11 protein-coding genes and 1 pseudogene are annotated in these 17826 nt (G+C 57.5%); 3 read left to right on the top strand and 9 right to left on the bottom strand.

The genetic code is table 11. The features are described from left to right. Positions 1-583: pseudogene (locus VK92_RS10830) on the bottom strand (hypothetical protein); the annotation flags it as partial. Then, on the bottom strand, positions 584-1708 hold the full coding sequence (locus VK92_RS10825) for a type IV toxin-antitoxin system AbiEi family antitoxin (RefSeq protein WP_044847218.1): 1125 nt from the start codon (positions 1706-1708) through the stop codon (positions 584-586). 839 nt (positions 1709-2547) lie between these two features. Between VK92_RS10825 and VK92_RS10820 the strand changes: the two genes are divergently transcribed. From VK92_RS10820 to VK92_RS10810, 3 genes are read left to right on the top strand one after another with little or no spacing between them, the layout of a single operon-like run. Further along, positions 2548-3888 (top strand): ABC-three component system protein, encoded by a 1341-nt coding sequence (locus VK92_RS10820; RefSeq protein WP_197094491.1) that lies wholly within the window; start codon positions 2548-2550, stop codon positions 3886-3888. Next, positions 3878-4543, top strand: coding sequence for an ABC-three component system middle component 1 (locus tag VK92_RS10815; protein ID WP_048027906.1), 666 nt, complete (start codon positions 3878-3880; stop codon positions 4541-4543). The genes VK92_RS10820 and VK92_RS10815 overlap by 11 nt, the downstream gene beginning before the upstream one ends. Then, entirely contained in the window at positions 4518-6845 is a 2328-nt protein-coding gene (locus tag VK92_RS10810; protein WP_048027904.1) for an AAA family ATPase, read from the top strand. The genes VK92_RS10815 and VK92_RS10810 overlap by 26 nt, the downstream gene beginning before the upstream one ends. 275 nt (positions 6846-7120) lie before the next feature. Here the strand turns inward: VK92_RS10810 and VK92_RS38940 are convergent, their stop codons facing one another. The 7 genes from VK92_RS38940 to VK92_RS10780 form a co-directional block, all read right to left on the bottom strand. Then, the gene (locus VK92_RS38940) at positions 7121-9433 is read right to left on the bottom strand and encodes a restriction endonuclease (RefSeq protein WP_053077849.1); all 2313 of its coding nucleotides are present in this window, start codon (positions 9431-9433) and stop codon (positions 7121-7123) included. Between the two features lie 23 nt (positions 9434-9456). Then, a complete protein-coding gene (locus VK92_RS41665; RefSeq protein ID WP_131723233.1) occupies positions 9457-9819 on the bottom strand; it encodes a hypothetical protein in 363 nt (120 codons plus the stop codon). A 275-nt stretch (positions 9820-10094) separates the two neighbouring features. Further along, positions 10095-11282 (bottom strand): Wadjet anti-phage system protein JetD domain-containing protein, encoded by a 1188-nt coding sequence (locus tag VK92_RS10800; protein WP_053077848.1) that lies wholly within the window; start codon positions 11280-11282, stop codon positions 10095-10097. Next, positions 11279-14722, bottom strand: a complete 3444-nt coding sequence (locus VK92_RS39790) for an SbcC/MukB-like Walker B domain-containing protein (protein ID WP_052664782.1) — start codon at positions 14720-14722, stop codon at positions 11279-11281. Before VK92_RS39790 ends, VK92_RS10800 begins: the two co-directional genes overlap by 4 nt. After that, positions 14719-15381: a DUF4194 domain-containing protein gene (locus VK92_RS10790; protein WP_052664784.1), complete on the bottom strand. Its 663-nt coding sequence runs from the start codon at positions 15379-15381 to the stop codon at positions 14719-14721. The genes VK92_RS39790 and VK92_RS10790 overlap by 4 nt, the downstream gene beginning before the upstream one ends. Further along, complete coding sequence (locus tag VK92_RS10785) at positions 15378-16871, bottom strand: Wadjet anti-phage system protein JetA family protein (protein WP_053077847.1); 1494 nt, start codon at positions 16869-16871, stop codon at positions 15378-15380. Before VK92_RS10785 ends, VK92_RS10790 begins: the two co-directional genes overlap by 4 nt. Next, a complete protein-coding gene (locus VK92_RS10780; protein ID WP_053077846.1) occupies positions 16853-17686 on the bottom strand; it encodes a WYL domain-containing protein in 834 nt (277 codons plus the stop codon). Before VK92_RS10780 ends, VK92_RS10785 begins: the two co-directional genes overlap by 19 nt. Positions 17687-17826 lie beyond the last annotated feature (140 nt).

Genomic DNA, 17826 nt, shown 5'->3' with positions numbered 1-17826 from the left:
GAACACGGAAATCCTGACACCCCCAGGCAGGCACGTCGGCAAAGCGAACCAGCTCAGTAGAGATACCTCCACCGTCCAACAATTTGCCCGTGATCTCCCGTTCCTGAAACCATTCATGCACGATGCCGGCGTACTTTACGGCTAGCGCGGAGACACGTTCACCGTCGACGTTTACCGGTTTCCCGGGCTGCGCGTCGCCAGCGTCGCGAAGGAACTCAACGAGCACAAACATATGCTCGTTCACTCGCCGCTGCCACCGCCACGAAGACGGCTTACCGTTTTCAGGATTCACGTGCCGCTCGAATCGACGCGCAGCAAACTGGTCGGCCAACGCAGCGTAGCCATCGCCCTGGGCGATCACTTGAATGTTGAGGACGACGTCGACGTCAGAGGTTCCAGCGTGTGCGGGCACGTCAGGCGGCGCTTCAGGCGTAAGGTACCGTGGCACCAGACCGCCCACGAGCCGCAACGTATTCTTGAGGCTGCCGAATGCGCCGAGCAGGGTGAGCAAGGTGCGCTCGCATGCGGCTGTCACGTCTGCATCGTAGCCGATGGCGTTGGCTGGTTTGGCTCCATTGGCCATTTATAACTCCAGTCGTTCTAGAACGTGTTGGGCCAACTCCTTGTTTCTGCCGCGGCCGTCGAGCAGGTCGAGGTAGAGGATGAAAGGACTGGCGAAATAGGACGGATACTCATCGGGACGTACGCCGCGTAAGTCGCGAAACAACAAGCTCGCGCCGGTGCGCTCGACCAGAGTGACATTTGCGCCCTTGTCGGCTGGCTTGAGCTGAAGCGTTTTCGCAAGCTGCTCAGCGTGTCCCGGCGAGACAATGATCTCGGCGGTATCTACGCTGGTAAGCAACGGAGCGTAGAGGTTTGCGGCGGCCGTGCCAGTAAATGCGTAGTCGAATGAGACCCCGCTCTTGCTGAGCTTGTGCGACAAGTGCGTAAGCAGCACCTCGGGGCGATCCGCAAAAGAGTACCAGCGGGTGCGTTGCTCCTCGCGCTTTGTCCAGTGCTCGGCCCATGCGTCCAGCAGTTGCCTCGGTCTAATCAATCGTCGTCGAATCGTGCGGCCAGCACCAACGGACTCGCACCATTCACGCCGCTCCAACTCCTGCAGCACCACGGAGCACGTATAGGAGGAGCTCTTAGTCATATAGGCGAGGTCGCCCCCGGTAATCCATTCGTTTCGGTGCTCCAGCAGCGCGTGAACGACCATTTCACGTGCGTCGGTGAACAGTGCGGTGACCGCCTTCCTTGCCGACGCCTGCTCCGGGCGCTCGATGTTGATGAACCAATTGCGCCAACGCAGAAACAGGTTGCCATTCCGCTCGAAATAGCCAATCCCGCGCTTTCGGAGCATGTCCCTTGCGCCAGGGCTCAGCGACTCAGCAGCAACCATGGTCAGCAAGTCCTGCGGGCGCTCGGACGCGAGCTTGTATTCGTCGAGCCTCCAGATCGCCTCTCGGATATCCCGCGGATAGGCGTGGCGAAGCGTTTCCACGGCGATATCGGCCGATTTGCCGCCGGCAAGAAGCGTGATCAGGGGATCGAGCCTCAATCCGTCTCCGGTCGGCTGTTCGGCTTGGCGGGTGACGATCTGCCCATCTGTGGCCTCTGCGAGAGCGGCGCAGAGCTCGTCCGCGACCTCGGCCTCGTAGGCGAGGCGGGCCGTCACCTTCTGACTCTGAGCGGGCTTTTCCATGGGCGTAAGCAGGGATGGTAATTTTGCTGATCAGCATAGGATAGAGCAAAGGCTATAATTTAGCAAAATTAGCCAATTTAGCTGCACAGCTAAGAAAGGTGGACGGGCTAAGGTAATGCACATTAAGTGTCCCTATTTACCTGAAGCCTGGGTAAGGGGGGACGAGCGCTGCGCCCGAGCCGTCAACAAATCGGGCTTCCATGTCGGCACGAGGAAAGCACAATGGAAACTGTCGTTGCGATGGGCAGAAACATCTAGTTACACTCGCCAATCCTAGAACAAGACAGAGAGAAGACACCGGCGACAGCAAGTGGAGGTTAAAGCAATGCACGCACGAGCACCAGCCAACAGCCGTGCTGCGCGTGACCTGCCCCCTTCAATAGAGCCAATGGGCTTCTAGCAAAGTCCCTTTTGAGCGGCCCCTAGTAAACAGTGCCATGATGTAAGCGAGTTTTCGTCGGGCCTATCGTCATCTGAGCGGGCGGGAGTGCGACCCGTGCTCCGGTCTCATACCGTCGCGCGGTGCCATCTGGGTTGAGCGCGGCAGCACACTGCAGGCCAGGCAGCGGGGGCGGCCCGCCGCGGCGATCCCTCCGGAAGTACGTTGCCTGCGGTGCTTGCTCCCGGGACTAGGTGCGCCGGGCTGCTGCCCGCAGATCGGACGGAAGAGCGCTGGCACGGAAGAACCTGGCATAACCGCACCTTGATCGCGATTGCGCAAGCACTTCAACCGGTTTCCGCCTCCTGCTTCAGGCGCCGGGTCCATAAAAAGGGCTTCTCTCCGATCTGGGCGAAGTCGTATCACGCACGGCTTACTTGGACGATGTGACGGCGATGCAGTGCTTGATCTGCTAGCCAGCGAGGATCGGGATATCAAGGCTGAAAAACACTTCCGGTTCGTGATATTTTCATATGGTAAAGGGGTATATGGCGGCATGCACGGGGCCGGTATGAACGAAAAAGACGAAAACTATCCAGATAGTGCCATTTCATCCTGGAGCGGTTTTGTATATCAAGGGAAGATTGCGCTTTATCACTGTCTTACCCTCATCCTCCAAGGATGCGTTGACTTTGAGCTTCAGCTCGACAGTACTGATGATTTCGCAATCTACAGGCAGGGAACATTGTCCAGCGCTCACCAGGTCAAAGCGAAGGTGGGAATTTATCGGTCAAGCTACGCAACAGCGCTCGAAAAATCGGCAAAAATCGAACTTGATCGAATCGCGGGGATTGTGCGCTATTTTCATGTCTCGGTCGCAATTTCAGACACGACTGATCACGTGGATGCGAATGGTGAAATTGTCAAGTTCTATTCGTACGGTGACGACAAATATTGTGCACTGGATGGTATTGAAACATTAACCAAGGCATTGATTTCAAAAATCTGCGCAAGCAGATCGATTGAATTAAGCGATAATCTACTCGATTCCAATTACTGCGTGCTGTCGGAGAGGATCAGTTCCAAGGCCATCGAGATTCACAAGAAAATTCAGGTCGATGGCGACTCGGAACGAAAGGCCGCATATACGAACCGGATATCCGGGGAAAGCATCCTTCAGGATATCCTGAACAGGAATCCGTACGATGACACCGTGTACTACGCGATCGAATTGAAGAGCCGGCTTCATGCTCATTTGGAAGCGAGGCTGGAGAAGGCCCTGCCTGATATGACCGACGTAGCCTATCAACGGGCAAGGCGGCTGTATGAGCACATCCGGGATACCAGGGCCGATGAGCTGAAAACTCTGTGCCAGATGATGAAGCCATCAGAGCGCTTTTCGCACATACAGAAGGAAGATATCCGGCGTTACGCGGACCTCATCCAGAAGATGGGTGTCGAGCCGATTCTCGAAACGCTTCCTCACTACCGGGACAAACAAAACAAGTTCTATGTCCCTACCGCGCTGAACCTGCACGAAAGCGAGGAGCATGACGAATGCGCCGTGAACATTCGCGGGGAGATGAAGAGCAATGATCATCTGCTCAAGCTGCTATATGAGTACAACAACCTTATAGCCGCGATGGCGCAAAGAACATTTTTGGTCGACACAAAATACACTGTCAGCGCGGACCTCGATGAACAGGAGACGCAGGAGCGCATCGACAGTAATATCACCAAAACGCTATGTATCAGTATTGTGACAAAGCAGGATGCGGAGGCCAGGCTCAATGATCATTGAACTTATTCATGAGGCTCTCATCGCACATCACTTCATCAACGTACTGGAAACCCCATCCGCCCGATTTTATTGTCGGGAATCAAGCTCGGCCGTCCGGTTCGTAATACTGCACGAGCTGGAGGAGCTTATAGATCCGTCCAGGCTTAACGCAGCGATGAACCAGTTGGTGCCCCAGGTCTTTTCAAGCAATCCTTCATTCAGGAAAAATTGCGATCTGATATGTGTGCATCATCTGAAGCACCTGGCTGATTTTAAAAATCACGAAGAAAAAATATTTGCCATCGAGGAAGATCCCCACTTCTTCAAGAAATATGTGCTTTATTACAGTGATGCTGAGGACGGTACGCTGCGCGATCAATCCTATAAGGACATTCAGGCGACTATTGCCGATAAGGCACTGTTCGACCAGTATAAGGACCAACCACTGACTGCGACGCAGTATAGCGTGGCGGCCAAAATTTTTATCAAATTGCCTTTCCTTGAACTGCCATTCGTCAAACGCGAACTTGTCCCGTTGCGAATGCAGGCACAGGGAGCGGTGAGTGAGGTTGGTTTGACGGCAACCTACGAGAGCATCCAGAAATTGAACAAAAATAATCTGGAAAGTTTGATCAAGGGAATGATTGACGATGAGCTGGAAAATATCAAGGATTGAAGTTTCGAGCTTCAAGGCGTTCAAGCACATTTTGCTGGACATCGACGGCTCATCGCTCGTGACGCTCGATGGTCCAAATGGGTTTGGCAAGACCAGCATTTTTGATGCGATCGAGCTGCTGCTCACGGGGAAGATCAAAAGGATCAACAATCTTTTCTTGAGGCTGATGACCGCCTACAAGAAAAAATACGAAGACAATCTCTTCTGGAACGTCCGGACCGGGGAGAGCGATCTGCTCATCAAGATTGAGTTCCTGAACGATGATCGCACGCTCGTGCTGGCAAGATATGCTGCCGCCCAATCGTTAAAGGATCAGGAACTCAACCGTGCGGATAGCTTCTCCCAGTTCGGTTTGTTCGAATTGTCAGATTTTTCGTCATCTGATTTTTCTTCAGAAAATCAGCGTGACGATAAATATATCGATGAACTTTTTGGAAGAAATTTTAGGGAAAATTTTGGCTTTCTGAACTACCTTGAGCAAGGGCAGAACCAGCTGTTGTTCACACGGGTAGATCAAAGAAGGGATGTGTTGGGGAGTCTATTCAACATCACCGATATCCAGACGGAGATTGCGAACTGCAAGGAATTTGAGCGCGGATTTGTCAGGTATCTCAAGGATTCAACGCGTCAGGACCGGGAGCGTGAGCTAACCGCTGAATGTGAAGCGCTCAAAGCCATCAATCACGCTGATCAGGGCAACGTCGAATACAGGAAGCTGTCGACGGCTTCCCCGCAGCCTGGCTGGGACGCGGAGAATCCCTTTCCGGCCTATTCGTCCGATCTCTTTGACCAGTATCAGGAATCCATCCGGAAGCTGCATGAGCTCCTTCCCCTCAAAAACGCTGTCCGGGTGAGGGTGCAAAATGAGCAGATCGAGGCGGATGTGGCGCAGAACATGACTTCCTTGCGAAGTCTTGCCCAATTCGGAACGGATATCAAAAAGCTGGATGCGCTGGACAACGTGCGGAAGGAACTCGATCTGTTAGCCAATGCGAAAGCTGTTCTCCAGCGTGGCGCGACGGTTATCACGCGCGGAGAGGCGCAGAGACTCCCGGGCTGGGACGCGGAGCGCTTGAGAGTGTTCGACGAGCAAATTGCCGCGCGTGATAGCTTACGCCAGCTGGATCAGGCAAATGCTGCTGTCGCGGCTGAACTGACTCGCCTGAAAGCTGAACTGCTCGAGGAGCATGCCAAGATCTATCCCGAAGATCAGGCTTGTCCACTGTGTGGTGCCGACTGGAAGGCGCACCTCGCGATGGTGCAGGCCATTGAGGGCAGGTCTCAGGCGGTCGCCAATACATTGAGCGTCAATGGGAAGGCCCTGGTCGAGTTGACCACCCGGATGACCGAAGCGCTGGCGTCGATCGCCACGCACGTGAGCACCCAGGAATCCTTATTGTCTAGTGGCTACAATGAGGCGCTGCACACGGCCCTAACCCGAGAGCGGGTTCGCCTGCCCGTCATTGAGCAACTGGCTGAGAGACTTCTGGGTACCGGCACGTCGGCCAGCTATGCGTTCACCGCGAATGCGGAAGAGGTGGACACTCGTCTGCAGGATTTGCTCACGTCCATGCGCAGCAAAAGAACCGCGGAGACCGAATCCTTGCCCGAGGACTGGCAGCGAATCCTCACTGGTAGCTTCGGTGACGTTCAGGATTTTTACCTTGTCGAGCAGCAGGCACTGGCAGACAAGCGTCGCTACGTTTCCATCAAGGCCAACGAAGCAAGAAATGCCAGATTGCAGAAGTCTCTTGAGTCGTTGAAACAAATCCAGAGTGAGAATAGCGCTGCTGCCCGGGCTAGCGAAAAGGTGCGCAGGCTGCGTAACACGCTCGAAGAGGTGGAGCGTACCTATGCGGACCATACCATCTCGGAAATTGAGCTGATCTTCCATATTTACAGTGGGCGCCTTATCCAGAACTACCAGCGTGGTCTGGGCCTCTTTATCGAAAGTCGCGATGGCAAGCAGCTAAGATTCGTCACGGCCGAAAAGTCGGACCATGATGCGGTCCTTGCCATGAGTTCAGGGCAGATTTCGGCCCTGAGTTTGGCGTTCTTCCTTTCTCTCAACAAGGTCTACGCCGGTGTCCCTCTGATCCTGATTGATGATCCTTCCCAGTCTCTGGATGAGGTCAATGTAGCCTCACTCACTGATCTGCTTCGCTGCGAGCTTAAATCGCGTCAACTCATCGTATCGTCGCATGAGGAAGACATTTCATCCTATATGCGGTACCGCTTTAACAAGGCCGGCCTGAGCACCCGCTCGCTGAACATGCAGCTTCTGGTGAAGGGCGCGTCCTGATCGCTATCGTCATTGCGTTGTGCTTTTGCAGGCCTAATCGCGTGTCATCCTCGGATGGCACTACAGTCCCACAACCAGAAGCAGAATCAAGCCCCGAAGCGACCGCTCCGTGGGCTGCGACTGGCAAACTAGGGTGCCAGCCTCTTTCTATGAGGCGTATGCTGGTCACGAGCGCGATGAATTTTATATCCATTTGATAACCAGTTCAGAGCAGCGAGATGCGCTCACGCACGAGCACTCGTTCGGGCTGAAAACGACATGTCCAATCGTTGTGCTCATGATCCGTCCAACAGCAGTGTCTGGAACATGCTTTTGACTTCACTCTCGTTTAGCGAACTTCGGGGGAGATTCTGGTTAGGCGATCCAGTTCCGCGTGTGGGTTCTTCTGCTTGATCCGCAATGGCGGCAATCTCGTCGCGAGCTTCACGTAGCGGCGCCGCGAAGAATCGTGACCGCTGCTTGCGCTGCGCCAGCGCGGACAAATTTTCAACCAGCTTCTGCCTGTCGTACAAATCTTCGCAGCTATCAAGATCATTTCGCCAGCCTCCGTTCATGTACGAACGTAGGCCCTCAAAGAACTTCTGCCCGTTGCGTTGCTGCCAGCCCCAGGTGGCCTCGGGGAGGTCGATCAGCTGTCTCCAGTGGCTGGACCGGGCATGTGGTAGCGCATCGAGCAGCTTCTCCAGGACGAGCATCCGAATGGTCGCTCCGCGGCCCGCAACGAACCGGTCCAGCGTCGCCATCTCCTGCACAAGTGCTGGCGTATCCCAAAGAGTGACCCACTGCGGACGCCAATCGGCAATCAGCCGCTCCATGGTGTCATATAGCTGATCGAGGCCCGGCTCTGCATGCTCGACATTGCAGAATTCCGCGAGGAATCGCAGTCGTTCCACCGCACCATAGTCAATCCGATGGCCAATGTCCTCTCCCTCTTCAGAGGGGATCCAAACGTAAGTTGGACCATCTGCCAATGCAGCTAGCCTCGAAATGAAGGCTGCACTGTTAAGCTGCGAAAGCAGTTGCTTCGACGGTGATTCGATCTCCCTGCTCAGCCGCCAAAGCGTAGCAATCTGTTTGAAGCGGATCGCTGAGTTAAAAATGTCAGCGTAGGTTTCCGGGTCGCCCAGAATGACCGATCCGACATACCCTTTGATCGACGGATTCAAGAAGCCGACACCTCGGGTTCCAATCGCCACGAATCCCCCCTCAAGGATCTTGAGGTGCGTCTTGAATTCATTCGGCTCGGTTTGCTGGTTGTACCTTTTGGCCCTCGCACCGCGTAGCTCGGAGAAACAGAATGACAGTCCGTGAAGACTGGCGCCGCCATCCGTGTACAAGGCCAGCAGGAGGCACCGCCCAGCCTCCGGAATCTGCGTGCGATAGGCGTGATCCCAGATCCTTTCCGGGTTGTCGAGCAGGTCTTCAACGTAGCGTTGATAGTCCGCCGCCGGTACCGATCTGACTCGACTCAAGTCCGCCAACCACTCGATCAGCCGGGGGTTAAAATGCGGATGACGGATGACTCGCAGGAAAAAGTCTCCGCGGAGCATCTCGCATTTGTGCGCCTTAGACAACTCGCTGAAGTAGAGGTGGTTGTAGAGGATTCTCGCACGGTCACCAAAGCTGTAATCTGCAAGCTCAAGCACAATTCGGTTACGGATTACTGTGCTGCTGTCGAGCCGCTCAGATAGGTCGATCGCGCTGCTAAGGATGTGCTCGCGCGTAGTCAGGATGAACTTGGAGTCCGACGACCGTTTAACCATTTCCATGAAGTCGACCACGGCCCTGTCCTGGTTCTGACCGAAGTACTCCCGACGGTCGCCGAGGAAGGTTTGGCCAAGGAAGTCGTCGTAGTAGAAGATCTGACGGGACTCACGTCGATACAACCTCTTCCCCTCAGAAATTTCCGACTGAATAACCACGGGCTCGTAACCTTCCTCCAGACTTGAGTAGAGGAGCATCTCCGCTAGCGTCGTCTTTCCAATTCCTGGTGGACCGGAAATCACAAGGATTCGGGCCGTCTCCAGGATATCTTTCGCCCGGGGATACGCTTGATTTTGAACAAAGCGCGGGAGCCTCTGCCTGATCCGCTCCACTTCGAACTCGGTTTGGCACACTTCCGCGTTGTGCAAAATCCGACCGATGACACTGGCGCTTGTCAGCCATAGCTTGAAATTTGCTCGCTCGACATTTGGGTGCTTCGCAAGCAGCCCGTCGAGATCGTTCGCACCGAAAACATCCGATGGTGACTTCACATAAGGGCTGAGCGCTTGCAAGATCGACTGCTTGTTGCCGGGTGTAAGCCCCACTGTCGTCACGATGACATACCGGTCTGGATTCAGGTTCGCGATCTTAGGCCGCTCGGAGTCTGCCAGGTGACGAAGCAGCGCAGCAAAGCCTGACTTGGCATAGTGCTTGCACTGCACGATCACCGTATTGCCAGGGGACGTGGCATAGCGCAGGTCGATGCCACCGTCGCGACCTTCCTTGAAGGCTTCCAACGCGACATTCCATTCTGCCTGCAAGAGATCCCGCGAGACTTCCTCAAAGTCCTGAGGTGAGAGCGCTTCGTAGTTATAGTTCGGCATGTGCGGTCTTCTTCTGCATGTCTTCAAAAGGTCTTGACCGGCATCGCCGACTCACGTGAGCCGTGGAGCGCGGATTCGTGTAATGCACTGTCCCAACTGATCTTCAATCCGCGTGATCGATGTAGTAGTTGACCCCTTGCGGCATCGGCCCGATGATCGATGTCCCAGTGCGACAGGGTCACCGGCACGGGGGAATCGATGGTGGTCTGTGGCGCTACGGGGTTCAGTGCGGCGCCGGCAGGATTCCATAGTTCCACGCTGCCGGTGCGCCAAAAATCGAAGAACAGATTCACCACGGGCGGTGAGGCCGGGCAGTAGATGGTGTCGAATGGCTTCGTTTTTTTGACAAAAATAATTGTGTTGCAGATTCCATCTGAGGGCAACACGGACGATCAAACCTGCATCCGGCGCATATCGTCGCTACCAGACCGGACGGAAAGGCCGCTATACAAGGATCCCGCGTGCCGATTGACAATCGAGTGGGTATCAACAACTCAAGCGTTAGATCATCAAAACCGGATTTCCCGCCGATCGTCGCGATTGACGGAAGCCACTCCTGAATCAGAAGCGATTGCGATTCTTTGCAACCCAAACCACGCTTTTGCGACTTGAGGGCGGGAAACGACCTTGTTCCAAGCCGAGGTACTTCGCTTGTACCAGCTCAGCCTTCTTGCTCGGCGACAAGCTTCGCTTCCGCCAACTCATACGCAATACTGTCCCACCCGGTCTCCCGAGCGTATTTGACCATCCTATCGACGGTGTGTATCGGTGCAGCCCGGCGCATCGACTCAGGAACTTCTAATGGACTCATCTTCCACGGCAGGAGGGTATGGCCGGCCTCGGCTGCACAACGACTCAGGACGGCGGCGATCCGAAAACCGCCTTCGTCAACGTCGCCCCAATGCAGCACTGGAGTTGAATCCGGGAGCTTGGAGAGCAACCGGAGGTACATTGCCCGCCATGCGGGGGAGGGCATTCCAGCCGTGTAGAGGCACAGCACATCTGAGTCACAGTGCTGGCGCGCCCACACGTGGAACGTTGTCTGGTTCTCGATGGTCAGCACCTTGCTGGGTATTGACCCGAGCCCCAGGACCGTGGACGGAGGCAGGGCGCAGTAGGGGCAGTCCAGCGGGAACGAACCGCGCTCCCGGCGGACCACGATGTTGCCGGCCAGACGCGCTGGCTGCGGCTCGCGGTAGAGGCCGAGCTCCTGCAATACTTCAGCATCCGGGCGCGCGTCGTCGTCGATGTTGCTCGCCAGCAGTGCATCGAGGCAAGGCACGAGGGACTCGATACACTTGCTATTTTTGAACAGGCGTGCGCTGGCGTCCCTCACCGGCGTTTCAGTGGCGCCGAGCGCCACCTGAGCCTGGCAGTATGTGATGACGTCGCAAGCCATTGTCCAGTTGGCGGCAGCGTCGGGCCCCGTGCCACGGACCTTCTTGAGCCTCTCCCAACTAGTCAAGACGTCGTTCAAGATCGGGTGCTCGCCGAGGTGCGAGGCGAGAGCCTGTCTTGCCGACTGGACTCGCACCGCATGTGGCACCTTGCCCAAGATCGAAGCCAGTTTGTCGACGTCAATCAGTTCGACGCGCTCAATGAGCCCCTGGGGATCCCTCCGAGGGCGCAGGACCATGATTGCGCCCTCGGCCTGAGCGTAGGCCATCACCGCCTCGAAGTCCTCTTTGGCCTTTAAACCGCGCAACTCGTGGTACTCGGACAGCGCGGAGTCCGTCAGGGCGGGCCGCCGCACGGCTGCGCCGGCTGCGTGCTTGTCAGCAGACTTTAGTAGTCGCTCCAACGCCTTTCTGGCCAGCGGATCCATCTCGGTCTGGTCTTGGCGGCTCATGCTGCGGCATCTTCCGTCGAGTCGGCCTGCGGTAGGTATTGCCTTCTGATCTCCGCTTCGATCAGTTCCCGGTTGAATTCAGGCAGGTCGGCGCGGAACATCTCGCGCGTCTCGGGGGATACGTCGTGGCCCTCCAGTACCACCACATTGCTCTCGGCATCGCGCATGATGTCGTAGTAGCGATCAAGGAAGGCGGTCAGGCTACCCAAGGCGTCGCCTGTGCTGGCCATGAAGACCTGCAGGCCAAGCTCCTCGAAATAGCGCATGGTGGCTACGATGTTCCTCGGGTCCATCTTGATGAAGGCCTCATCAATCACCAGCAGCCGGATACCGGTATCGTCGCCGCGCTCCAGCCGATAGGCTGACGAAAGTGCGGCACCCGCGATCACATACAGCGGAGCGCGATGCTCGCCACCAGAGCCGGACCCGACACGTTTGCTAAGCCAGCCGATGTGCTTGGTCGTGCCAGTGGAGGTCTCTTCGCGGAGTACCTCGATGTCGAAGTCGAAGAACTCGCGATAGTCGTCCAGGGGGGACTTCATCGCGGCCGCCCCGGTGACCGTCTTTTCGCGCATCAGCTCTTCGAACTCCTTGGGCAGCTCTCCGGCACCGCCGAGCAAGTCCTCGGTCGGGCCGTATTGGGCGACGTCCTTGATGAACTTCAGCAGCACGGCGAAAGCAGGTCGCACATGTGAGCGGAACTGGTAGCGTTCGTTGTTGGTGAACATCGGCGCCAGGCGCAGGGCCTCGTTCATTCGGTTGACGGTGTCGCTCAACCACTCAAGGTGCTCGTGCAGAGCCACCGCAACGTCGTTGCGGAAGGTGCTCTTGGCGGCGCTCAGGGCATCTTCCATCCGAGCCTTATTTTCGCGCAGGCCCGTCTCGGTTAGGACTATGACCCGTGCGTCCAGCCAAGCGCGGGCGCTGCGCCAGTCGTCCTGGGTCCCGGCAGGCATGAACTCGTTATGCCTGACAAGGAACGCCGACAGCTTCTGCATGGCACTGGACCATTTCTGACGGGAGTCAGTCTCAGCGCGGTTGCCGCGGTGTTTGCAATCGGCGACGATCTCATTGAAAGACAGGCCCTGGCGTGTCAATAGCCTTTCCCATTGGTCTGATGCGTAGTCGGCGTCGTAGCCGTCAACCGCACGTGCTGCTTCAGCGATTCCGTTCTGGGTAACGGCCCGGGTCTGCTTCGTCTTGGTGTCTTCGCGCTTTTGCTGACATGCTGTCTCTGCTGCACCGACCGCCTTGGCAGCAGCAAGAAGTTGTTTTCGCACATCGGCCAGGGTGGCTTCTGCTGCTTCAGCTACCTGCACCAACTGGCGATACTCGTCAGTATCGAGGGCTTGCAGACGCTGCGTCAGATCCTCCTCGTCGGCAGCCTCTTTGATCACCCGATCGAAGATTTCGAGAACCTCATGAATCTTCTCCTGCTCTCCACCCACGAATGGGCCAAGGTTATTCAAGAGCTGCTTGAGCTTGGCGTACCTTTCCTTGAGGTCATCAATTTTCTCTTGGAGCTGACGGGCTTGTTCGGCGATAGAAGTGCGAGTCGCTGCAGAGGTCGGGCCGATCTTGAAGAGGGCGGGATTCCCCGGCTTCTTGCGTACCATCTCGCCATCAGCCAGCAACATGCCGTCCTTGGTCAATGCGAAGCGATGAGCGAAGCATTCGTCCTCAGTTTCCGCCCGTTGCGTGTCACCGAACTTGGATCGCAGGTAGTTGACCGCTGCGGCGCTGTTACCACTGATTAGCTCTGCCACGGCACCGCGCCTGGGGCTGCTGCGACCGGAGAATTTGCTGGGCATCACGACCTTCGCATCGTAGATCGCAGCCTGACGCGACACCCGGAATGCCTTGCGCTCGTCGGTCTCGTCAACTAGCAGGGCTTGCATGTTTGACGTACCCAGATAGGACTCGATGGCAGGTTGCCAGTCTGGGTCGTCGACACGCACCAGGTCGCACACCGGAGTAGCGTCCACGCCAGCGTTGGCTAGCGCGCGTTTGAGCGCCGCAGCCGGCCCCTCCAGAGGGGGCTTGCCCTTGGCGATACGCTCCTGGTTATCTTGGACGGCGGCGAGCTCGGCCTCGGTTGCCGTCTGCACGCGACCAACGGACTGCATCTCCTCGAACACCTCGTTGCTTAATAGCTTGGCTGCGCGCAGCGCCTTGCGGACTGTCGCCTCTACTGCATCGCGTCTGCTGATGTTATCCCCGTCTAGCAGTGCGTGGACGTCCTTGAGCGCCAGTGCCGTGGCCTCGTCGCTGTTGGCGACGAGCTTGCCAGGGATCTGCGCGTCGATAGCCCTACCGATGGCTTTGATGCTGCGATGCAGTCCGGTCCTTTGTTCAGTGAGCCGGTTTTGTATCTTGGCGAGGCTTTCCCGCAGCAACGCAGCGTCCGCGTGGGACGCGTGCTTGTCCCGAGCAGAGGCGCTATCGCGCGCGTGTTGCTCGGCCGCTTCGACCTGACGGTTGATTTCGTCACGTCGCGCATTGGCGGCTTCCAGTGCTGCTGATGCCCGGCCCTCGGCTTCCTCTGCGGCGGTCACCGCCTCGTTGGCAACCTCGAGTTCTGCAGCTTGGGCCAAGGCAGCGAGCGAGACCGAATGGCTGTTGCGTCGGTGTGCATCGGCGAAATCCGTCTCGATCAATTCAGCCTCGTCGAGCTTGTCCTGCACGTTGCGCACGAGGGCGGCCATCTCCTGGAAAGTGTGTAGCACTTCCTTGAATCGCTTGATGTTGGTCGGCCGGGTCTCCAGCACCTGCTGGCGGACGATGTCGTCGACGCTCCTGTCGAACTTCATGCGCAGGCCGAAACGGAACGCTTGGCGATAGGCATCCAAGCGCGGCGCACCACGTGTGCCCCTTAGCCGGAACAGCATCGCGTTGACGAAGCGCTCGGAGTCATGGAAGAGCACTTCCTCGCCGTGAGCACGTTGTGAGAGCATCTGTCTGAAGCTCGCCCATGGCCGTGGCCGATATTCGCCATCGACCAGTTCCAGATGGTCGCTAAGCGCGATGTCCGCGGGAAGAATGTAGCGACCTTGCACGTCGGACTTCTCGCGGTCGGCGCTCACGTAGATGCTGACACCGGTCGAGACAATTTCCTGAGTCGTCGTGTCTTCCCAGACTAGGGTGATGTAGGTGTTGGCACTGTCGCGAACGCGCGCATCCGGTGAGTCGCCGTACTGGCCTAGGCAATAGCTGCGGATATTGCGGCTGTTGTGGTTGGACTCGTCCGCTTGTGCATTGAAGGCGACGCCGGCGCTACCGCGGCTCTCGTTGGCCCCTAGCATCACGATTTGCACGGCGTCCAGGAGCGAGGATTTGCCGCTGCCGTTGGCGCCGAAGATGCCGCAGTTTGTGCCGACTTCGACATCACGCATTTCGTACAAGAAAAACTGGACTACTCGGATCCGGATCAGCTTCTTCATACGGCACCGCCTTCTTCCGTGGTGGAGGCGACCGCAGGGGTCACGCTGTCCACCTCGGCGTCGGGGCTGGTGAACAGGGCGATGCGTGCCAGCGCCGCCTCTCCTAGGACCTCGGCGATGCCGGGGCGGATGATGACCACGTATGGTTGATCCGTATCGTGACCGAACTGGTTGCCGTCCTCGTCCGACACCCGGGCGAGGCCCCAGCGCCGCATCCACTGGATCAGCGTGGCGAGCTTCCCTCCAGTGGCCAACTCGCGGCCCCCGGTCATTTGCTTGTACTTGAACTCCAGCGTGACCAGATCACAGGCCACCTCGCCGTTCTCATCATGGTGCCCGGATCGAGTCTCCTCGTCGAAGATTTTGCGTAGCACCAGTGCGAGCAGCGTCTGGTCCACGGTGACCGGCGAGGCCTTGGCGTGTTTGGGGATAGCGCAGGCATATCGCAGTTGGCTGTTGACACGCACGATGTAGCCCAGGGGTTCCAGAGCCCGCTTGAACTCACGCTCGAAGTCGCGGATCAGCCCGTAGGCCACCTTGCTGGCGCGATCCGCGGCGTACAAGACCTGTTCGGTGATTAGTCGATTCGCCGCTGCCTCGAAATCATCCTCGGTGACGACGTTCTTGGTGGCCGTAGCCGCATCCGTCCAGAAACTCATTGGCTTCCTCCCTTGGCAGGCTTGATTGTTCTTGCGATCGTGAAGGGCAGGTGAGAGATGCCCTGGCTCTGAACCTCCGCGCCTTCCATCCGGACCGTGGTGAATCCGCTGCTCATTGCCCGTGCGTTGGCGCGCAGCACCTTGCTGGACGTCGCGTTCGCTGTAGCAATCGTGCACAAGACCTGTAGCGCTCGGATTGACTCAACGTTATTCACTTGGAGGGCGGTGCTGGGCACTGCATCAGCCTCGCCTAGCTGTTGGCGCACAAACGCCGCGAGCTTTGGCAGCGACATAGTGCGCCGGTCCCGAGCCATCAGGGCCAGGCGGGCCCTGGCCTCCTGCTCCGGGGACATCGTTTGTTTGCGTAGTCCGCCGGGCGGCGGACGCTTGGTCTCGACGCGGGGCGAAGCGAGCCGTTCGCCACCGATGCAGTCTCCGGGAGCAAACGGTGCCAGTGCCGCCGCCTTGGTGCCCTGCTTGACAACGGTGTCGATGGCTTGATTGATCAATTCGTCGAGGGGGCGGGCGGCCCGAAGCCGGTAGTCTAGGTAGGCCAACGCCAGCTTGTTGGCGCGCCGGATTTCGTCGTCCAGCCGATCCAGGTATTCGTCGATCCGGCGCAGATCCTCTACCTTCTGGATGTCGCGCTCGAACATGGCTTCAGCGCGGGTAGGATCGCGGCCAGCCTGCTTCTCGAGGTACCACTGGATTAGCCGAGCGCGCAGGTCTTGCGTCTGCTGGATATGGGCCACCATGCGTAGGATCTCTTGGCGCCGGGCCAGGGGATGCTCGCGTGTACGCAGTTCCTTGTAGTCGCCGATGAACATGCGCTCGACGTAGTCGTCGAAGAAGCGTCGCACGAACTCGCCGGTGGCGTCGACGCGACCGATCTCCAACATCAGATCGCGCACATTCGTACCTGCAATGCGGACGTGTTCAAGTAGGGCGCGCGACTGGCGGGCTGCCTCCTGTAGCGAGGCCCCATCTGTACTCTCGTCCAGAAGCAGCTTCAGGTTGGCTTCGATGCTGCGGATTTTGCCAGAGACGAATTCCGGGCCGGTGTGAGCGAACTCGACTAGGCGGTTCATGAACTGGGCGACGGCGGGTGCCATCGTCACCATCTCGCGCACGCCCACTCGGTCCACGCGAATCCACCCCGCATCGCGCAAGCGGTTGAAGACCATGATGGCTCGGATCGCCAGCGGTGTGGCTGGCGTCACGTCATCGCCTTCCGGAGTCCAATCCTGGTACTGGAGTTCCTCGGCGATGTCGGCAGTGATTTCGCGCATCAAGAAGCCGGTGCTCGGCGGCAATGGGGCCTCCGGTCCGAAGCGTTTGGCGTGCAGCACGCACAGCAATGTCCAATATTGGAAGCGATTGGCTGAGGCCAGCGGCGCGAAAAGGCGGTCGGGCAGGCGTTTGAAGAGCGGCGGATAGCGTTCGGCCACCTTCTCTTGGCGAATTTGATCGGTTAGGTCATGAACAGCCATTGCTGGCACTCCTCCGTGTTCTCAACCGCCATTTGATAGTCGGGGGGCATCTGTCGATTGATGTCCGTCGCTGCCATGAGTTCCTGCACCATGTATTTCAGGAGGGCTGCTCTGCAGCTTTCGATTCGCGCCGAGGCCCCATTGAAGTATTCATTTCTGACAACCAGTTGCTGCGATGGGGCTAGGCTAGGGTGAGCGGTAATCCTGACCTGAAGAACTGTGGACCAGGCGACGTCGGTCGAGACATCTATCAAGCTGGGATCTGAGAGCAGTTTGATATTGCTCATTCGCCCTAATACGAAGTCACGGAAATCTTGCCGATGCAGACAGTAGCCGCGAACATGCCACCGTCGTCCCGCTCGTAACAGGCTGTGAGGCTCGACGATTCGCTCGTGTGGCTCCGGGTTATTCATGGAGCAATAGAGGAACTTCACTCTGAGGTGATCCGCGATGGCCAGGCTTAACCGGGAGAAGATACGTGGCGAGGTGTGGGCAAAGTCCCACGAAATTGAAAGTGGCTTGCCCGGCGCGTTCAGGGCATGTGGGACCAGCATGGCGCTAATGGCGCTTGACCGCGAGGCGTGCGCGGCGCGTTCGGCGTCCGAGTATGCCATGGAGGTCGCCACGTCCGCCTTGCGCTTGCTGTCCCAGGTCACCCAATCCGGATACGACTCACGGAAGTCGCGAAGCCACTCGCTGGCTCGTATAGGACTCAATCCAAACTCAGTGACGAGCCTGCCGCGACTGACCCGACCTTCCCAGAGAAGGATCCGGCCAACTTTGGCCTCTCTTTCCTGACGGCCCTCAATAGACATGTCGACGTTGCCTCCTCCTGGTCATCGATATGGTATGCAAAAACATATGATATGTAAATCCATATCTTGTATGACTGGGAGAGTGAGCGATCTAGGCATGGAGGTGGAAATAATGATCCAGGCCGAGGATTTAGGGTTGG

The organism is Burkholderia sp. LK4, assembly GCF_001043615.1.
Taxonomy (GTDB): Bacteria; Pseudomonadota; Gammaproteobacteria; order Burkholderiales; family Burkholderiaceae; genus Burkholderia; species Burkholderia cepacia.
This window is presented reverse-complemented; position numbering and strand designations above follow the sequence as displayed.

Coding starts and splice junctions, on each gene's coding strand:
- VK92_RS10825 (WP_044847218.1), bottom strand. CDS start 1,708: ATGGAAAAGCCCGCTCAGAGTCAGAAGGTGACGGCCCGCCTCGCCTAC.
- VK92_RS10815 (WP_048027906.1), top strand. CDS start 3,878: ATGATCATTGAACTTATTCATGAGGCTCTCATCGCACATCACTTCATC.
- VK92_RS10810 (WP_048027904.1), top strand. CDS start 4,518: ATGAGCTGGAAAATATCAAGGATTGAAGTTTCGAGCTTCAAGGCGTTC.
- VK92_RS38940 (WP_053077849.1), bottom strand. CDS start 9,433: ATGCCGAACTATAACTACGAAGCGCTCTCACCTCAGGACTTTGAGGAA.
- VK92_RS10800 (WP_053077848.1), bottom strand. CDS start 11,282: ATGAGCCGCCAAGACCAGACCGAGATGGATCCGCTGGCCAGAAAGGCG.
- VK92_RS39790 (WP_052664782.1), bottom strand. CDS start 14,722: ATGAAGAAGCTGATCCGGATCCGAGTAGTCCAGTTTTTCTTGTACGAA.
- VK92_RS10790 (WP_052664784.1), bottom strand. CDS start 15,381: ATGAGTTTCTGGACGGATGCGGCTACGGCCACCAAGAACGTCGTCACC.
- VK92_RS10785 (WP_053077847.1), bottom strand. CDS start 16,871: ATGGCTGTTCATGACCTAACCGATCAAATTCGCCAAGAGAAGGTGGCC.
- VK92_RS10780 (WP_053077846.1), bottom strand. CDS start 17,686: ATGTCTATTGAGGGCCGTCAGGAAAGAGAGGCCAAAGTTGGCCGGATC.